The organism is Nocardia spumae, from assembly GCF_020733635.1.
GTDB classification, from domain to species: Bacteria; Actinomycetota; Actinomycetes; order Mycobacteriales; family Mycobacteriaceae; genus Nocardia; species Nocardia spumae.
The window spans coordinates 4,810,994-4,830,041 of the sequence record NZ_JAJFZL010000001.1 but is presented as its reverse complement, the minus strand read 5'-3'; the positions used below and the strand labels follow the sequence as shown (position 1 = coordinate 4,830,041).

14 protein-coding genes are annotated in these 19,048 nt (G+C 64.3%); 4 read left to right on the top strand and 10 right to left on the bottom strand.

Going from position 1 to position 19,048, the window contains the following annotated elements:
* Positions 1-3: 3 nt before the first annotated feature.
* The 8 genes from LKD76_RS21575 to LKD76_RS21540 form a co-directional block, all read right to left on the bottom strand.
* Positions 4-2,175 carry a DEAD/DEAH box helicase gene (locus LKD76_RS21575; RefSeq protein ID WP_227983190.1) on the bottom strand — a complete coding sequence of 724 codons (2,172 nt, stop codon included), beginning with the start codon at positions 2,173-2,175 and terminating at the stop codon, positions 4-6.
* Positions 2,172-3,479 carry a BREX system ATP-binding protein BrxD gene (gene brxD / locus LKD76_RS21570; protein WP_227985356.1) on the bottom strand — a complete coding sequence of 436 codons (1,308 nt, stop codon included), beginning with the start codon at positions 3,477-3,479 and terminating at the stop codon, positions 2,172-2,174. Before brxD ends, LKD76_RS21575 begins: the two co-directional genes overlap by 4 nt.
* A gap of 57 nt (positions 3,480-3,536) precedes the next feature.
* Positions 3,537-6,356, bottom strand: a complete 2,820-nt coding sequence (gene pglZ, locus LKD76_RS21565; protein ID WP_227983188.1) for a BREX-2 system phosphatase PglZ — start codon at positions 6,354-6,356, stop codon at positions 3,537-3,539.
* A complete protein-coding gene (gene pglY, locus LKD76_RS21560; protein WP_227983186.1) occupies positions 6,353-10,240 on the bottom strand; it encodes a BREX-2 system ATPase PglY in 3,888 nt (1,295 codons plus the stop codon). Before pglY ends, pglZ begins: the two co-directional genes overlap by 4 nt.
* Positions 10,241-10,558: 318 nt before the next feature.
* The gene (locus LKD76_RS21555) at positions 10,559-11,086 is read right to left on the bottom strand and encodes a DUF6188 family protein (protein WP_227983184.1); all 528 of its coding nucleotides are present in this window, start codon (positions 11,084-11,086) and stop codon (positions 10,559-10,561) included.
* Entirely contained in the window at positions 11,086-12,387 is a 1,302-nt protein-coding gene (locus tag LKD76_RS21550) for a hypothetical protein (RefSeq protein ID WP_227983182.1), read from the bottom strand. The genes LKD76_RS21555 and LKD76_RS21550 overlap by 1 nt, the downstream gene beginning before the upstream one ends.
* A complete protein-coding gene (locus LKD76_RS21545; protein WP_227983181.1) occupies positions 12,388-12,690 on the bottom strand; it encodes a WXG100 family type VII secretion target in 303 nt (100 codons plus the stop codon).
* A 1-nt stretch (position 12,691) separates the two neighbouring features.
* The gene (locus LKD76_RS21540; RefSeq protein WP_227983179.1) at positions 12,692-13,036 is read right to left on the bottom strand and encodes a WXG100 family type VII secretion target; all 345 of its coding nucleotides are present in this window, start codon (positions 13,034-13,036) and stop codon (positions 12,692-12,694) included.
* A 248-nt stretch (positions 13,037-13,284) separates the two neighbouring features.
* Between LKD76_RS21540 and LKD76_RS21535 the strand changes: the two genes are divergently transcribed.
* Both LKD76_RS21535 and LKD76_RS21530 read left to right on the top strand, forming a co-directional pair.
* On the top strand, positions 13,285-14,637 hold the full coding sequence (locus LKD76_RS21535) for a plasmid pRiA4b ORF-3 family protein (RefSeq protein WP_227983176.1): 1,353 nt from the start codon (positions 13,285-13,287) through the stop codon (positions 14,635-14,637).
* Between the two features lie 141 nt (positions 14,638-14,778).
* A complete protein-coding gene (locus tag LKD76_RS21530) occupies positions 14,779-15,975 on the top strand; it encodes a Fic family protein (protein ID WP_227983175.1) in 1,197 nt (398 codons plus the stop codon).
* A 144-nt stretch (positions 15,976-16,119) separates the two neighbouring features.
* On the opposite strand, the gene LKD76_RS21525 is transcribed toward LKD76_RS21530, so the two are convergent.
* Positions 16,120-16,332 (bottom strand): hypothetical protein, encoded by a 213-nt coding sequence (locus LKD76_RS21525; RefSeq protein WP_227983173.1) that lies wholly within the window; start codon positions 16,330-16,332, stop codon positions 16,120-16,122.
* 167 nt (positions 16,333-16,499) lie between these two features.
* Positions 16,500-16,850, bottom strand: coding sequence for a hypothetical protein (locus LKD76_RS21520; protein WP_227983170.1), 351 nt, complete (start codon positions 16,848-16,850; stop codon positions 16,500-16,502).
* A 160-nt stretch (positions 16,851-17,010) separates the two neighbouring features.
* Here LKD76_RS21520 and LKD76_RS21515 point away from each other — a divergent pair, with 160 nt between their 5' ends.
* Both LKD76_RS21515 and LKD76_RS21510 read left to right on the top strand, forming a co-directional pair.
* The gene (locus LKD76_RS21515; RefSeq protein ID WP_227983168.1) at positions 17,011-18,390 is read left to right on the top strand and encodes a helix-turn-helix domain-containing protein; all 1,380 of its coding nucleotides are present in this window, start codon (positions 17,011-17,013) and stop codon (positions 18,388-18,390) included.
* Positions 18,374-18,943, top strand: a complete 570-nt coding sequence (locus LKD76_RS21510; protein WP_227983167.1) for a flavin reductase family protein — start codon at positions 18,374-18,376, stop codon at positions 18,941-18,943. Before LKD76_RS21515 ends, LKD76_RS21510 begins: the two co-directional genes overlap by 17 nt.
* The last annotated feature ends 105 nt before the right edge of the window (positions 18,944-19,048 follow it).

Sequence of the window (19,048 nt, the reverse complement as noted above, 5' to 3'; positions counted from 1 at the left end):
CAGCTACCGGTCCGCCCACCGCGCGGGCTCCTGTAGCACTACCTGAGCCGTCTGTGGGTCTGTGAGCCGGCTTCCGATCGTCGCATCGGCGAGCTGGTCCGGTAGCAATGCCGAAAACTTCAGTCCTGCAACAGCTCGCGAGTCGACACCTGGTAGTGGAAGCTGATCGACGTCCACAGTCTTGCTGACCGCGGTCCAAACTGCAGGAGTGAGACCGGTGTCGAGCCGGATCGCGAAGTCATCGGGTCGCTGTGCTGGATCGGCAACAGGCGCCAATGCCGCGGCGAGAGTCGCATTAGCTCGGTAACCGGCCCAAGTCCACCAACGGATTCCAGAGTCTTCCCGGGTGATGAGCGTGGCATCCTGTGCGACGGTGCCGACTTTCTCCTGGCGATGGTCGGTGAGGGCAACTTGTGCGCGGCGAGTCAGTGAGACATCAGGGTCGGAGCCGAGCAGGACTGCTCGCATCGCCCGGCACAGTTCAGCGGACAGCCCCCGGATGCCGAGACTCGCCCATTTCGCGATCCCCCCACCCTCGGCCGGCTCGACGAATGCCCGCCGCCGCTTCCAGTCGATATAGGTGACCCGCCAACTGCTTCCGGCGAGAAGGAGTAGTCGAGGTCCGGGCCGGTCGTCGGTGAGGACGGAGACATCGGTCATGCCGATCTCCTGCCGCCCGGCGAGAATGGTGAATTGTGGTGGGGCGGTGAAGGAAGCGGTCAGCTCGAGGAAGTTCCGTTTTCCGAAACGATGCTCGGCCTGGGGGCCGATGAAAGCCAGTTCCTGATCGCTGTCGAGGTATCCGGCCTCGAGTAGGTAGGTGAAGATGGGTTCGGCGGACCGATCGAAGGGGGCGAGGCCGTTCCATTCCTGCGACCACAGTCGTTTGCCGATCGTGCCGTGCTGGAGGGTGACGGCGAGCAGTTGCTGGGCGACGAGATGGCGTGGTTGTGGCGGAGCGGTCACCGGTTCGACCCAGCCGCGGCTCCACAGCAGCAACAGACCGGCGGCTTGGAGGAGGGCGTCGGTGGTGGTTGTCAGGAACAGGCAGTTGCGGGTGGTGCCGGTGCGGCGGCCGGTGCGTCCGATGCGTTGGAGGAACGAGGCGACGGTGGCGGGTGAGTCGATTTGGATCACGCGGTCGAGATCGCCTACGTCGATGCCGAGTTCGAGTGTGGAGGTGGAGACGATGACACAGTCGCGGGCCTCGGCGAAGGCTTGTTCGGAACGGGCGCGTTCGGATGCGGACAGCGAGGCATGGGAGAGGAATACCGTCACGTCGCGTTCTCGCAGTACTGCGCCGAGCTGTTCGACCTGCCGGCGCGAATCGCAGAACACCAGGCGCTTTTCGCCGCGGTGCAGTGCCGCGATGACCTTCGCGGCGTTGTCGAGCGATCCCACGTAGTCCAGTTCGACTTCGCCGGCCGGTCGGGGCAGGGGAGGGGAATCTGTGGGAAATCGGGACCCCGCAGGTGTGTCCTCGGTTGCCAGTTCCGGAAGGTCAGGCGCGACAACGGTTCCACGCCGCTTGCCCGAGCCCGATCCCTGCAGCCATCTCAGCAGCCGGTGTGGGTTGCCGACCGTTGCCGACAATCCGATCCGCTGGATCGGCTGTCCTGTCACACGCTGTAAACGTTCCAGTACCGCCAGCAGGTGCCAGCCACGGTCGTCTCCTGCGAACGCGTGGACCTCGTCGACGACGACGGCGCGAACCGACCCCAGCAATGTCTGATGATCGGTCTTGATCCCGATCAGCATGGCTTCCAACGACTCCGGCGTCGTCAGCAGGATGTCGGGCGGTTCGCGCCGGATCCGGTTGCGCGCCGACTCACTCGTATCCCCGTGCCAGAGTGCGGCGCTCCTACCGATCCATTGTGCGTAGGTGTCGATCCGGGTCACGAGGTTGTTGAGCAGGGCCTTGAGCGGGCACAGATACAACACCGAAACTCCCGGCCAGTTGCCGGCCGCCATCGCGGTCAGCAGCGGGAAACACGCCGATTCCGTTTTGCCGCCCGCGGTGGGCGCGAGCAGGATCGCATCGTCTCCGCGCAACAGCGGATCGATCGAAGCCCGTTGCAGCGGGCGCAGATTCGGCCAGCCCAAGGTGTTCACGATGTGGTGGACGAGCACCGTATCGAGGCGCTCGATCGGGTCGGGACCGGGCTGCTCGATCACAGCTCTAGGTCGACATCGTCGGCACGAGCCAGGTTGCGTTCCATATCGGTCAGTTCCGCCGAACCGACGGTGAGCTTGTAATGCTGGCGCGGGTCGAAATCGGGGAACTGGTCGATGCGGTCCAGCACGTCACCGACGAGTTTCTTCAGGAACAATCGTGGTGCGACGCCGACGTTTCCGCCGAGTGAGCCGGTGACCGCTCGGGCGAGATCCGCGATGTAGGCGTCGTCCGCGATCACGTTGACTCGTTCACCGTTCTCGGCTCCCGAGGCATAGAGTTCGCGGATCGTGCTGCCCAGCGTCACAAGAGAATCCATGGTGAAACCGGGCAGGCGGATCTGTACCGCGCGCGGATTGTCGAAGCGCGGATCGGTCGTGAAGTCGGTCGCGAGCCGTTGCGCGAGCGGTGGCAGCCGCTGCACGCCCTGCTGTCCCTCGTAGAAGGCCGGTGTCCCGGTGATCAGCAGGTACACGCCGGGGAAGCGGCCGGCGTAGACCTCGTCGATCAGCTGTCGCAATGCGTTGAGGGCCTTGTCGCGGGCATCCGACCGCACCCGCTGCAGGGTCTCCACCTCGTCGAGAACGATGAGCAGACCGCGATGCCCGGAATCACGTAGCACCGTCAGCAGCCCCTGCAGGAAGCCGAACGCGCCGAAATGATCGAGTTCACCGCGCACCCCGGCGGCCCGGCGGGCGGCCGCGGCGACGTTCGGTTGTCCGCCCAACCAGGCGAGTACGGCGCTCGCGGTGGCGTCGTCACCGGCCAGCACCGCCGTCCGGTATCCGCGCGATGCGGCGGCGAAAGACGGTGCGTGCCTGGAGACTTCGGCCAGCCGCGCGGTCATGAGGCGGTCGACGGACTCGGCCAGCTCGTCCTCGGTGGCGCCTTCGGCGAGAGCGTCTTCCTCCAGTGCGTAGAACCAGGCGTCGATCACGTGCCGGAAGGCGCTCGGTGGTGAGCTGGCCGTGGTGAGTCGCTCGGTGAGCCGCCGATACACCGTCTCCAGCTTGTGCAGCGGGGTTTCCGTCTCGGAGATCTGGATCTCGGACACCGCGAAGTTGCGTCGCTTCGCTCGTTCGCCCAGCCAGCGAGAGAAGAACGTTTTACCCGACCCGTATTCGCCGCGCACCGCCTTGAATACCGCGCCACCCGAGGCGACGGCATCGAGTTCGGCGTCCAACGCGGCCTCGAAGCGATCGAGGCCGGTCGCCAGCAGGTCGAGACCGCTGTCGGGAACCGCGCCGCGCCGCAATGCGTCGATGACCGCTCGTCGTCGGGCCGCACTCACCCCTGTCGGCTGCACGCTACTCACCGGACCAGTGTGGCATCGTGGCGACGGTGCGAGCACGTCCCGTGCCGATCATCGGAGTCCGAACTGTTCGCGAAGCAACCCGACGTGCAGGCGCAGCGTGCGGCCGTCGGAGTGAGTCTCCAGCACCTGTTGCCCGTCGACGTTGAGCAGTTGGGTCAGCACGGCCGCGAAACTTCGGGCCCGCGAGGGAAGTTCACCGATCCGCTGTGCGAGCGCGGTGGTGGTCTGCGGCCCGTCGAGTAGCGTGCTGATGGCCTTCTCCAGTTTGCCGGACGCCGGTTTGCGTGCCAGGGTCTCGAGTTGGGCGGCGAACGTGTCGGAGTCCAGCAGCTCCTTGATCAGGGCTTCTGCCGATCCTAGTGCCTGCCGGGCGGGCGGGGCCGCTTCCGGTACCACCAGATCGAGTGTGATCTGATCGCTGGCCAGCTCCCGCGCCTTCGTACTCACCCGTTTGGCGCGTTCGGTGACGGCCTCCTGTGCGGGGACGTCGAGGGTTTCCTCGGCGTCGTCGATCCACCATTTCGGCTGCTGGCTGCTGCCCAACTCCTGCCAGTCACCGGGGTCGGATTCGAACGGCAGGAATGCCAGTACGGGAATGGTCATTTCGGCGAGTGATGCCCCACCGTGGTAACCGGCTTTCTGTGCGGTGTATCGAGAATCGGCATCCCACAGTGCGACGATCGAGGCTCCCGGTTCCGGCCACACCACGCGCGGGCCGCGCAACGCGATCTCGGAGTCATCCAGCGGATCGTGGGCCGCCGTGGGCACTCGATGTCGTGCCGAGGCGACTCCGGTGCCGTCGCATGCTCGGCCGTGGCGGTCGATCACGTGCCCGTGGTCGCTGGTGATCAACACGGCCATATCGCGCGCCGCGGCCGAGGCGACGAGCGCGCGGAGATCACCGACTTCGCGTGTCTCCCAGGCGGCGTCGTCGAGTTTGAGTTCCTTGGCGAGCCGGTCGTCGATGGTGTTGAGCACGACGGCGACATGCTTGTCCGGATTTGCCAGTGCGTTCAGCAGGTCGGTGCCGAAACGATCGCCCGCGGCACTGCGCAGATCGTGCTTGTGGAACACCTCGGCCTGTTTCGCACCCCAGAACCGGTGGGCGGGAAACAATCGTGCCTCGTCCTTCTGGTCGCCCTTCATCAGCGTGCCCGCGAACAATGACGTGCGTGAGACCGCCGTCAGACTCGGCAATGCGGCGACCATCGAACGCCGCCGCACATGCTTGTCGCCGGGCAGTGGGTCGTACTCGGCGAAGGATTTGCGAAGCTCACCCGCAAGTTCGGTCGCGATCGCACTGCTCATTCCGTCGACCACGATGAGCATGACGCGCCGTGTGGCGGCCAACGGGCGAACCACGCGGTGCAGGAAGGTCTCGACGGTCAGCATGGAGCCGGGTGCGCTGCCCGACCCAGTCCACTGCGCGAGGACAGTGGCGAACTCCCGATCGAATTCGCGCCGCACGGCCCGGACTTTGGTCGCGATGTCCTGAAAGGCGATCCGCACCGCGGGATCGTCGTCGCCACCCGCCTCGAGTGTATCCAGGGCGCGGTCGGCCCAGGCGGTGTCACGTATCTGCCGGTCGATGGCCGCGGCGACGGTGTCGATGGTGGGGTCGGGTGCGGTCGCCAGCCACCGAGTCAGCCGCTGCGCCATCCGAATTCGCTGGATACGGATGTGGTGATCCGGTGCCAGCTTGTGATTGCGCAGCTCGGTGACGGATCGGTCGATGCTGTCGATCCGGCCGCGACCGAGTGCGTTCCCGGCCGTGGTGATTCGCGCCTCCAGGCCGACCGCGAGGATGGGGCTGCTCGCCGCCGCTTCGAGTGCCCCGAACTGGCGGGCCAGGGCATCGGCGCGGGAAAGCACCGTATCGGTGATCTTGCGGGCCTGCCGGGCGTGCTCGTCGGCCTCGTCTCCTGGATCGGTCTCGGTGCGGGCTCTGGTGAGCAGATCGCTGATGTAGTCCTCGCAGACCGCCCCGAAGGAACTGAGCACCGAATCGAGTGCCGCACCCTTGATCGGGAAGTCTTCGCCCAGCCACCGTTCGACTCGGCCTCGGGCTTGAAAGACCGGATTGCTCGGTGTGGCATGACGCCACAGCGCCGCGCAGAGCAGGCCGTATGCGACGGCTTCATCACCGTGTCCGTTGACGGCCAGTGTCGTCAGTACTCTGCCGGCGGGCCCGGATTGATCTGTCTCGCTGAGGAATTCGATCACACCGTGACGTTCGGGCCCGCGCAGTTCGAGCAGCAGTTGCGGGTGGCCCGGTCGCTGCGACCAGATGAGTAGGGTGCGCGCATCGATACGGTCGCCGACGTCACCGAGGTCGAGACGGCGAGCGGCCAGCGCGGCCAATGTCGGTGTGCGGGAGAGCACGTCACCGGCCAGCGCGGCCGGCCAGCGCCGCGCGCCGGAGGCATCGAGCAGCGCTTCGCAGACCCAGGTGATACGGCGCAGCATCGGGTCGATGTCTTTGGCGCCGAAGGTCTCTCGGACGATGTCCCACTGGTCGACGACATAGATGTGGGCGCGGTGGATCCGGGCCAGGATGGCCGGGTCGAGGTCGTGTTCCTCGACATCGGTGATCACCACGAGAACTCGCGGATCCGGATTGATATCTCTGGCGTGGGCCAGAATCTGTTCGTGCACCGCCAGCGGCGAGGGTGCCGGCTCCACCCGCACCGCGCGGCCGTCGGACAGCGGCAGCACCGGGTCACCGTCCCATGCCGGTTCGCCGCGCAGCAGGATCGTGATGTTGCCCTGGGGCGCGGTGAGGATCTCCGTGAGCTTGTGATTCGCGGCAAGGTATTGGGCGACCGTGGTTCTCGACAGGCGCATGGCCCCCGCGACGGTCGCGGTCATTCCACAACCTTCCAGGTGATTTCGATGGTGGCGTCGGGTTCGAGCTGCGAGAGCCGGTCGAGTTCCCGTGCGACGGACCGTGCCGCCTCGCGTGCGGTGGTCGTGTACACGTTGGCGCGCTTGAACAACGTCGCGTCGTCGTGGTCGGCCGAGGGATCCGGCTCCGCCGGCAGCACAGGATGACTGGTGTCCGTGGTGAGTTCGACGTGATCGGCCGCCACGGGGCCGGGATCGCGTGTCTGCTCCTCACGGCGCTGCCTGTCATCGAGCAATCGCTCCTTGGACAGCCTGGTCACTTCGGCATTGGTGCGGCGCAGTTTCTCGGCCAGATCGCTCGACCGCTGATCCGCACGAGCGACCGAACGCAACGAATCCAGCAGCGCCGCACCCTCCGGTCCCAGATGCTGCGCCAGGGCCAGGTTGTCCCACGCGGCATCGGCGAGTGCGGAAATCACGCGGTCCGCGGACTTGATCGAGGTCGCGTAGCGGTCCGGACTGATTTCGGCCAGATTGAAACCGGCGAAGGTCTCCACGGTTCGTTTCGCACCCGCCGATCCGCCACCGGCCTTCGTGAGTTCATTGAGCAACTGGACCGCACGGCGCGCGATGGCAAGCCGCCCACCGGGTTCGGTGTCGTCGAGCCGCAGGAACTCACTGTGCTGTTCGAGCTGTTCCACCAGTCGGACAGCAGGGTCCAGATACTTCGCCGCGGCGGTAGTGATCTGGCGGGCGAACTGCTGAACCAGCCCGCCGCGGCGCAGCGTCGGCGCCTTGTCCCCGAAGATCACCTCGAACCGATTGCGCGCGGCATCCCACTCGGCCTCACCGGGCAGCGGCTGGGTCCGCAGGGCGTCGCCGGCCTGGATCTTGGTCAGGTCTGGAGTGTCGATCGGGACGCCCCCGCGCACCCACACCCGATCGTCCATCTCGGCGAACGAGGCGATCACCAGGTTCGCGATATGCGGCTCGAGCCCGCGCTTTTCGGGCAGATCGGTCCAGTCGCCCAGGGAAATCACCGACAGATCACCGGTAATGCCTTCGTTCTGCGCCGTGAGGCGGAAATGATCGGCCCAACGCCGGGACAGCTCGAAATACGCTTCCTTCTGCTGCCCCAGCCCGAGCGGTTCGGCGATGCGCTTCATCAGCGGCCGATCCTTCGCCAGCACCTCGACCCGCCCGTCACGCGCTTCGGCGGCGCCGCGCACATGGGTGAGGACGAGTTTTGCGTCCGCGGGCTTCACTGCGGTCCCGGTGCCGGCGGCGTCGAGGTTTGGGTGGCCCGGAAGTTGGTGAGCCAGTAGCTTTCCGGCCACATTGCGCAGCGCGTCGTGCAGCGACTGACCGATGGAGACGGTGAGCCCGTCGAGATCCGGCAGCGGATAGAAATGCTGATCGAGCTCGTCTGTCACGTCGGCCGGTTTGCGTTCGGCCAGCCCGTACGCCTGTTTGAAGGTGGCGAGCACCTTGTTGCGCAGCGTTTCGCGCTGCGATTCGAGCAGCTGCTTGGCGCTGGCCCGGTTGTCGGGGTTCAGGTGCTGGGCGTACTGGGTGTCGAAGCGATACGGGTCGGCAAGGGCCTTAGTGACGACCACGAGCCGGCGGAAATCCTCCCAGCGCGGTTTCGTCAGATGTGTCGGCAGCCAGGCGACCGCGCGAGGATGGTTGTCGCCCTGCTGTTCCCGCAATCGTCGGATCCGGTCGAGGTCGACGATCGGGTTCAGGTTGTTCTCGTCGTAGGGCAGATCGACGATGATGCGCCAACGCCCCTCGATCGACGGCTGCATATCGTGATTCGGCAGCGTCTCCTCATCGGCCACATTGCCGAACAGCACCTCCACGACACGGTTCGACCCGCGCCACACGAAGCGCAGTTCGTCGGAGCCGAAACGGTCATTGGCGCGGTCGAGACCGAATTCCTCGGCGAGCAGATCCCGCGCCATCGCCAACCGGTTGGACGGATTGTCGTTGACCTGCGCGTTGGCGATCACCGATTCCACATCGACACCGGAAAGTTCCAGCCGCACACCCGGATTGGCGTCGCTACCGGTTTCCTTGATCTCCGGGAACCGCGACGCCCACTCGGTGACCATATCCTTGATGACACCCTCTTCGCGGCCCGGGATCATCGTGGTGATCGAGCCGTGGTTGAGGGCGCCGAGGCGGCGAATGGTCAAGTCGCGCAACGCCGGAACGCTGGGCGCGAGGGCGGCGAGCAGCACGGTGCAGGCCAGCCGGTTCTGGCCGACGAACTTCTTGCAGCGGCCGGCCAGCTGGGCGTCGGTGATGCTGTCGCGCCGATTCAGATAGGTGTCGACATCGTCCTCGGTCACCTCACAGGTGCTGAGCAGATACGGGCGCAGCCGGGTCTTGTAGAGCTTGTCGGCGGCGTCGAACAGCACCTTCTTGTCGGCGACGAACGGGCGGTCACCGCCCTTGGTCAGCTGCTCATAGAGGTCGCCGAGCGGCACGAGGTCGCCGAGGCGCAATTCGTTGCGGTGATCGGCGAGCAGCTGCCCCATCAGCTTGAGGCCGGTGCGGGAACGCTGCAGGGCCGCCGAAATGTGGACGAGCGTGTCCAGGAAGGCGGGGGAGAACGGGTAGCTCAACCGGAAGGCCGCCTCGTCGGCGCCGGTAGTGCTCTCGTCCGAACCGAGCAGCGTGTCCCAGACCTTCGGGCCGAGCTTCTTCGTCTTCTCGAATGCGGCATCGATCTGCGCGGCCGCGTCGTCGTCACGCGGCCTCAGCAGGCGGGCGTGGGCGATCTGCGGCAGGTTGCGGTCTTCCAGACTGATCAGGTCGAACCGGCCCGACGCGTGGTTCAACGCATCCTGGATCGCCGATTCCGCCGCACCGGCCAGTTCCTCGCCGACCAGCTCGCGCAGATCGCGCTGGCGGGCGATGAACGACACGATCGGAATGGCGCGGCGGGCATCGCCGCCCTCACGGAAGTTGGTGATCTTGCTGGCTTCGCGCGCCACCCGCTTCTCGTCGTGGATGAGACTGGCCAGCCACAGGATCAACTCGTCGAGGAACAGCACCAGCCCGTCGTAACCGAGCGACTTCGCATGGGCGGCAATGACACTCAGGCCCGCATCGAGTGAGATGAAGCCGGTCTCGTCCTCGGCGGCGAATTTCGTATAACCGGGTAGCAGAGTCGTGACCGCGTCGTGGAACAGTTTCCGGCGCAGCTCCCGCGGCGCGGTCGGATTGACCATATCGAGCTGACTGGAGTCCTCGGCCTCCTCCGCGGTGAGCGCGGTATCGACCTTGTCCGAGGTCCAGAAGGCCGCCGAATCGCCCCACTCGTCGTCGTCCTCCGCGTAATCACGGTTGAGGGCGTCCAGGAACTGCTGCTCACCCATGGTTTCGCGCAGGTTGCGCAGATCGATGAACAGGGCGTCGGTGCGATACACCGCGGGGACATCAGCGTCGGGATGGCGTTTGCGGACGAACTCGACGTACCCGCCGAGCACCCGCTGCTCCATCGTCTTGGCGTCGATCATGTGATACGGCACCATGAGGAACTTCTTGCCGTCCGACAGCAGCCACTCGTGCTTGGTGAGCAGCGAATCGAAATCGGTGCGCGACCGCACGGCCGTATTCCCGGACAGCAGTGCGTACAGCACAGCCATGAAGTGCGATTTACCGGAACCGAACGAGCCGTGCAGGAACGCAGGCTTGGAGGTGTTGCCGTCCAGCGCTGACTTGATCAGCGACAACGCTTCGTCGAAGTTGCCGACGAGGCGATCGGTGAGAACGTAGTCCTGCACCGCCTTCGCCGACCCTTCCTCGGTCACCGCGTCGGCGAGGGTGAGCACATAGTCCGAGCCGGCGATGTGCTCCTTGATGTCGATGAGGTCGCGCAGTAGCGGACGCTGATCCATCAGTTCGCCCCGCGCCCGGAATGCGGTTGTCCGTGCGCTGATTCGTTCGGGTTGCACTCCGGGGATATCGACTCGGTCACCGGTGAATGTTAACTTGCGGGCCAGTGCCCCCGGGCTGGCTCTGCGCTGGCAGGTGACCTGGGGCTCCGTGGTCTCGGTGCTGTCATCTGGTAGTTGAAAGCTGTTCCGTCGGGATGGGACCGCTGCGGCTGCGTGTCGTGTACAGCCAGCGCTCGACCGAGCACCGCCGCCGATCTCGATTACAGTGCTCAGCCCAGACCGTCGCCTTCGAGCAGACGCGCGGCCGTCGGTCGGACGTCAGCTGTTTATGTCGTCCGATTCCGGCCGGTCTTGCAGGTAGTCCGGACGGCTCGGCCAATCGGGTGGCGTGACATGTTGCCCAGTCCACGGATCTATTGGTTGGATATCGAAAATTGAGCGGTCGACAATTCCTGTGGGATTCCATAGAATGCGATTATTGAACCGCACCTCTGGGGGGTAATCGTGTGAGTCGGCTCCGACGAATAGTATCCATCCGTTCTTGAACGCCAAACGAACCGCGCCGGTTTTGAAGAATACGGCAGAGACAATTCTTGCAGCGAGGAACTCTTCAATCTGGAGTCGGCTCCAGTGGGTGATGCCGTGTCTGTTCGGTGAGTCTTTTGCGAGAGTCTTCGCGGACAGCTCGGCATCGTATCCGATCAGAATGTGAAAGTCGTCGTCAAAGACGAGTTCGATGTGGTCAGACTGCCAATTGATTCTGGATACAGCGTGGCCTCGCAGAGGTTTGAGTAGCCAACGATCATCGTGCTCGATGATCGTTCCCAGCCTGTTCTGGCCCTCCATCAATCCTCCAGCTCATCCAATATGTTGCCGATGCTATCCTCCGATGGCGATCCATCAGGCATTTTGACGTATACCTCGCCATCTTCCAGATCGACTACGATATCGGGATTTCTGCTGCCGCCGTTGCCGCGCCACGCGCCCTGGGCTTTGATTTTGTGAATAGCATCTCTCACGGCTTGAGGAGGAACACCGTAATGGGATGCAATCTTATTGACCTTCGTGGTCATCGACGCGGTGGTGAAGGCGCCCGTCGGGTTGTCCTGGTTGATGTCCTCCGAATCGTCCATGAAGACTTTCATGGCGATGATGGAAGCGAGTTTGGCGGCGTTTTTTTCGAGGTCGTCAACCGGTACGGCCTCGAAGGCTTTGACGGTGGCGACGGCGCCGATGGCGAGGGTGGTGACGCCGAGTATCTCGACAAGAGCGCTCGACGAGAAGGCTTCTTCGATAGCTCCGATGGTGGCGGTGACAGCGGCGGCGATGCCCTCGCCGGCGGCTTCGACGCTCATTCCGACCGTGAAGATGGCAAGCGCGACACCGGCCACGGCGGCCGCGGCGATGCCGGCTTCGAGCCAATTGATCTTGTTGGCGGTGTCGTCGCCGAAGGACACAGTGGCGTCGTGGTAGCGGCTGATGGGTGCGGCGATGTTCTGGGCGCCGGTCGCGACGTTGTCGGCGCTGGTTCGAAGAGTGGTGAAGTGGTCCTGGATCAGTTGCCGATTGGTGGCGTTGTCCATACCGTCGAACAGGCCGGAGATGGCGGAGATGCTCGCCGAGGCGCCCGTGAGGGTTTGGTGATTGGCGAAGGTGTTCCAGGTCGTGTGCGCGGTCTGCAGTTTTGCTGCGTCACCATTGGGTAATTTGTGAAATTTGTTGACGACTTCGGTGAGGAGTTCATCGAAGAAGGCTTTCACGCCGCCTTTGTGCTCGAACCCGGCTCCGTTGTCGTGGACTGAACTCGCGCCGGTGAGGTCGACTTTGTAATCGCCGACCTGGCTGATGTTGGGGCGCGGTGGGGCCGGGTTGGATTTGTTGGCGACGCCCCAGTTGTAGCCGTGGGCGTAGAGAACTGCGCCATAGTTGGTGAGGGCGTTGGCGAGGCTTGCGGAGGCTTGCAGGGTGTGTAGAGCGGATTTGTCGTAGGCCTCGCCCCACTGTTTGCAGCCGTTCGCGTCACCGGCCATTCCTTTGCAGTCAACTTTGACGGCATCGTGGACGGGTTTATCTGCTTTACGTAGTTCGGTAGCGAGGTCCTGGCACTTCTTGGCGGCATCGTAGTAGGTCTGCCAGTCGACGATCATCTATTGCCCACTTTGCAGCATCCGGCCGTTGAGATCCAGGGCGCGGGTATAGGCCGTGTGCGCCTGCTTTGCAGAGTCGCTCATCTCGCGGACTCCGTCGACGAGTTCTCTTGCCCCGCTGATCCATTCGCGGTGCGCGTCGTCGTAGGCGCGTGCTGCCACGCCTTCCCAGCCGGTGCCTTGCAGCGCAGCGACGCGTTGTTCGATATCGGTGAGGTGGTCGGCGATGAAGCCGGCCAGGCCGGACAGCCGCGAAACGATCTGGTCGAGGTGATCGAGGTCGACCGAGAATTGCGAACCCATGCTACGACCAATTCAGTTTCGGGATACCGAGCGCGTCGGCACTGGCCTGGTCGACGGTGGCGAATGTCTCGGCGGTGACGCCGAGCTTCTCGGCCATCGTGGTCAGGGCCGAGAAGATCTGACGGCCCCCATCGTGGACTTCGTCCCAGCCTTCGGAGAATTCGTCGGCGTAGTCCCCGGTCCAGCTGTCGTTCAGGAGCTCGGCAACCTCCTTGGCCGCGGAATCCAATGCGCCGGACAAGGTATCGGCCAAACCGTAGATGTAGGTTCCGACATCGCGTACCTGGTCCGGAACGACCGAAACCGACTGGCCAGGACCTGGAACGTTCCCCCCGCTCTCACTCATGCCGTCATGCTAAGTGATCAGCCGACTGCCGGTCCATCGCAGGTTGAGGTGCGGCTCCACTGCCGCCGCCGCACGCCTCTCGGTATCCTCGCCGGGTGACCGACCGGGGCGAGTTCCGAGACGAGAGCAACCCACCGATCGCCGGATCACAGGAGCGTAGAGACAGCACTGCTTCGGCCTGGCCGGTGGTCACGGATCTACTCGACCAGCCGGTTCCCTCGCAGCGAGGTCCGCGCCGACTCGATTCGGTGACTTATCGGGTGCGGGTGGATCTGCGGGATGCCACACCGCCGTTGTGGCGTCGGCTGGAGCTGTCGTCGGATCTGTTCCTCGACGAACTTCACGAGGTGATCCAAGCCGCCTTCGGCTGGACGGACAGTCATCTGCACGAATTCCGCAGCGGCGCCGACTATCACGGGCTCGACGTCGAACGCTACCTGTGCCCGTTCATGGTCGAAGAGGATGACGGCGGGGTTCCGGAGGAGCGTGTCCGTCTGGATGAGCTGCTGACCGATCCCGGCGATCAACTGTCCTATTGCTATGACTTCGGTGACGACTGGCTGCATGTGTTCGTGCTCGAGGCGGTATTGCCGCGCACCGCCGCCACTCCTCGAGCGGTCTGCACGGCCGGGCGGCGTCCGGGCCCACCCGAGGACTGCGGCGGGATCGACGGATACGAACTCGTGGCCGCCGCATCCGATGTCGCGCATCCCGATCATGTCGAAGCGTTGCGGACGTTCCATGAGTGTTATGGGGACGTCGACCTTGACCACTTCCGCCCCACACCGTTCGAGATCGACGAAATCAATTCCATCCTCACGGAATTCGGTCTCGGCGAAGGTGCGCCCAGACCGGATGGCAATGTCGGCGCGGTGCTCGACGGGTCCCCGGCACTGGCGGCGCTGTGGGCTCGGATGCCGGCGTCCACCGCACGGCGAAAACTGCTGACACTCATCGGGCGCGCCGAATTCGATCGTCCGGTGCAGATCGATGCGGAGTGGGCTGAGCGTGCCGTGTGGCCTTATCGGTGTCTGCTCGGCCACGTCGGTGCCGACGGGGTCGTGTTGACGCAAGCAGGTTACTTGCCGCCCCGCGTCGTCTCGGCCGTGTTCACCGAGTTGGGGATGGATGAGCATTGGATCGGCAAGGGTAACCGGGAGGATCTGACGCCACAGGTGCTGGACCTGCGCGAGTCGGCACAGAAATTGGGGTTGATTCGCAAACATCGTGGGCGGCTGCATGTCACGAAGAAGGGTCAGGCATTGCGGGACGATCCGGTCGCCTTGTGGCGACATATCGCCATGAAGACCCCCGACCTGGCGCGCGGCACCTTCGAACGAGAGGCCGGGCTCTTCTACCTCTCTGCGATCGCGGGCGGCGCTGTGGTGCCCGCCGATGTCACCGCGCAATCGTTGACCGCGCTCGGCTGGTCCTCCGCGGACGATATTCGATGCACCTCGGCCGACGCGCTCACGGGCACCCGGCACGTGCGATACATGCTCGACCGGCTCGGTCTGCTGCGGCGCGCGAATCGTCTCGACCCGCAGTTCGAACCGACGGACGGTGCGCGCGTGTTCGCCAAGGTCGCGCTGCTCGGGTGATACGACCGCTGACGTTCGTTCGGCGGGTAGCGGCCTGAAGCGCGGCGTCGCCCCGGGTAAGTCGGATTAGGCAGCCCGCTATTCCGAGTTTAAGATGAAACTCGGAATAATAGAACCGCTATTCCGAGTTTCGGAGGAGCTATGGCAGACGCAGGCTGGCCCCCGCACGAGCGCCGGGTGGTCCCGTGGCACCAGCAGTTCAGAGGCGGAACCCGCGAGGACCGGACCGTGCGGGAAGTCGCGGTCAACCTCCCCCCGTTCATCGCGGACTCCGAGGTTCAACTGCCCTCGCGCCTCTCCGCGGACATGGAAGCGGCGTTGCAGGAAATTACCGCACTCGACGCCGAGCACCCGGCTGTACTCGGTGCTCTCGGCACTCTTCTGCTGCGCACCGAATGTGTTGCCTCATCCCGGATCGAGGAGATCGACGCCGCGGTCGACGACTATGCTCGAGCGCTGCACGGCGTGAAAGCCAACCCATCAGCCACGTCGATGGTCGCCGCTACGACCGCCACCGACGCACTTCTGACCAAGGTCACCAGCACCCGGAGGGTCGAACTGGCCGACCTGACGGCCGCCCACCGCGAACTCATGCGGGACGACCCGGCGGACGGCGACTACGCGGGACGAGTTCGCGACATGCAAAACTGGATCGGAGGCAGCAAGTACTCCCCACGCGACGCCCTGTACGTTCCTCCGCCGCCGGAAACCGTCGATGAATACCTGCAAGACCTCATCAGGTACGCCAACCGGGACGACATCCCCGCACTGGCTCAAGCTGCGATCGCTCATGCCCAGTTCGAATCCATCCACCCGTTCACCGATGGCAACGGCCGTATCGGTCGAGCGCTCATCAACAGCGTGCTCCGGCGGCGAGCTGTGACGAACACGGTTGTGGTTCCGTTGGCCTCGGCACTTGTGGCCCACCGGGATCGCTACTTCGACGATCTGTCCGCGTACCGAAGCGGCGACCCGGAACCCTTGATGAACTCGTTCACAGCCGGTTCACGCATAGCTGCCTCTCAATCCCGCAAGACCGCAAGTTATCTCGCCGCCATTCCAGAACAGTGGCGCGAGTTGACAGGTCCGGTGCGCAGCCACAGCGCAGCCGCCAAGATCATGGCGTCGTTGATCGCCATGCCCGTCATCACCGCGGAAGACGTCTCGGACCGGTTCCGGCTCAGCACGAGCAGTACTTACGCCGCCATCGATCGGCTGCACGAGGCGGGAGTCCTACGCCCCCTGACGAATCGGAAGAGGGAACAGGTATGGGGCGCCGGTCTCGTCCTCGACGAACTGGACGCGCTCGGCGCACGAATCAAGAAGGCGGCAACCTGAGCCGTCGCTTCGCGCGACACCGTCGAGGTCAAAGGTTTCGCAGGATCGCGGCGACTTATGGTTTGTCTCGTCGTTCTGGCAGCATGACGGCCAGAATCAGCACGGTCAGTGGCAGACCGATCGCAACGACGAGTCCGAGTGTGATCACAGTTCGCGCCCCGTTTCTGGAACGGGGGCCGGCAGCTTGGGATAATTCCGTGTGTCCGTGACCAGATCGGTGACCTGGGTGATCGCCCACCACGGCGAGCCGTCCTCGAGAGCGCCGAGGTGTGGGATCACGACCGTGTCCGCGGCGTATTCGAAGGTGTATTGGACGACGATCAGTGCGGCCAGGACGGCGAGGGCGTCGGTGTACACGGTGTAGACGACATCCAGTCGGTGCTGCCGCGTCAGTGCTTCGTATGTGTCCGGATCATGGTCGCTGTGCAGGAGAGCAATCGTTCGTCGTGATGTGCTCGGTTCTGTCAAAGTGCTTGTCCCTCCGCGTATCGACGTGCCGCGATCGAACGGGCACGGGCCGGTGGTCACTGGTGGGCTTCGATGTACTGGGCTGCGAGGCGGAATCGGGCGCAGTTGTGGGTGGCGTGGTCGGCCATCACATGCGTCGCGTGGGCACGCCCGCGGACGGGAGCGGCGCTCTTGCACGCTGCCGGAGGGCCGAGATGACGGAGGCCGGCCGCGACGCGCTCCAGGAGGTCGATATTCCTTGTGTGCCAGAGCCGCAACGTGGCTGCCATCGACTGGTTGTTCGTGCGCCGGGTAGGGAGCTTCGGTAGTTGCTGGTTCGAGTGATCATCGGCCACGTCGGTGCCAGTGGCGGTCGGATCCACGCCGGTCGGTTCACGGTCGCTGGTTTCGATTGCGGGTGCGGGCATTTCGGTCGCCTCCGGTTCTGTGGCGAAGGTCGAACGGCACCTTCGCTGGTCTGCGATGATTGGTTTCAGCTTTGCCGCGTTGACGCAATCGAAGGACTCACCGAACTCGTACGGAGCTCGTACCGTGGCGGTACTGCAGCGGAGGGGAGAACGCCGAGAGATGACGATCATTACCTGGACGGGGATCGAGGTCGCTGCGCTGCGAGCAGCGTTGCGGGACACCCAGGTTCAGTTCGCCGACAGGATCGGATGCTCTGTCGAGGCGGTCGGTAAATGGGAACGCCGGGGTGCGGATATCGCGTTGGGCGCGAGGTACTCCGAGTGCATGGACACCGCCCGCAAGAGGCTTGATGATGAGCAGGAGGCTCGTTTCAAGCAGTTGGCGTCTGAAGTCGTCGACGTTGTCAGACACGATCATGTTGATGCCGGGTCGGAATCCCAGCTACACGATGGGGGTGATCCCACGAAACGCCGAGAAGCACTGCGAGTGTTGGGCACATCCGCGCTGACCGGCGGCTTAGGTGTCGCCGGCATCGTGAACCATTCCGCGCGAGAGTCGGCGGAGTTGATGAACGCGGTCGAGCGGTCCCCGGTGGATCCGGATTCGCTTCGCGATGCGGCCGAAGACCTGTACCGGCTGGCGTCGGACTATGCGGTCGATCCAGATGTCTGCCGGATCTTCGTCAGGCTCACTGCTCTCCGTGATCAGATCGCAGCGGCGATTCACCGGACTGGTCGGGTCACCGATCTTCGTGATTTGTACGTCCTCTTCTCCGCCACCTGCGTATTGCTCGCCTCGGTCTCGCACGATCTCGCCGAACCGCAAGCCGCGATGACTCAGACGAGGGCAGCGGGCAGGTTCGCCGAACTTGCCGGCCACCGCTCGCTGCTGACCTGGGTGTTCTGCACTCGGGCGATGATTGCATCCTGGTGGGGTCGGCCCGAGCAGGTATTGCGCGAGGTCGACAGGGCTGGTGTCGATTACGGTATCGCCGGTCTGCGACTGGGCGGCCTCGAAGCTCGCGCTCATGCACAGTGCGGCAACTGCGAATCTGCGCTTGCTGCGGTGAAGGTTGCTCGCAATCAACGGGAATGCTTGCCCGGCACCAACGAGTTGGCCGATTTCGGGCCGATCTTCAGTTTCTCCTCGGCGCGCCAGCACTACTACGACGCGACGACATTCGCCGCACTGGGGGACTGGGCGAACACCCAGCGAGAAGCGGAGGCCGTGATCGGTTGCTATCGGCCGAACCCGGCCTCTTCGTGGCCGGTCACCCTGACGTTGGCGCAGACACATCTTGCGCGGGCGCGCTTGCATCTCGAAGGCCCGCGTGCAGCTTGCGACACTCTGCAACCAACTCTGAAAGTCCCTGCGGTTCAACACCTGCCGCAATTCCACGCCGCCGTCCGAGAGATACAGAGCGATCTGGGGGCGCACCCGGCGGCAGCCAGTTCCGACAGCCGAACGATGCAGGAAGCCATCCGATCGTTCGTGATGGAAACGACAATGACGAGGGTGGACGATGGCAGACTCGGTTGACCTGGCACACCGGTTACTGGCGCCGCGCATCGCCTATCTGATCGGCACGAAGGACCAGACCGGAACTGCCAACCTGATTCCGGTGTCCAACCTGACATCGGTGTCCACGAAGCCTCAGCAGGTGGCGATAGCGGTGCTCAAGCAGTGGCGGACGTACGAGAATCTGCTGACAGCCGACGGATTCACGGTGACGGTACCGACCATCGAGCAGTTGGACTCGGTGTGGAAATTGGGTGCGCGCTATTCGAAGTACCCAGTGGTCGATCCAGTCGAGAAATTGGCGTCCTGCGGCCTCGAATTGGATCGCGATGCCTCACCGTACGGACCAGTCGTGCCTTCTGGGATCGGTTCGCTGAGTTGCCGGTTGGTGACGCGGATTGATCTGAACGGTGATCACGGCATCACGGTGGGGGAGGTGGAGCAGGTGTGGTTCAATTCGGAATATCTCACGGCGGAGGGGAAGCCGAAGGGCGTGGTGCATCCGCTGATGCAACAGACAGGGAATCTGTTCACGACTTCTACGGAGCCGGTCGTGGCGATCGAGTATTATTGATGATCGTCAATCTTTCGCGTTAGCCGCGCCTCGATCCGGATTTTTGCCCCTTGGAGGTCAACAAAGACCCTGAAATTGGAACGGACTCATTCGAAGGGACAGGCC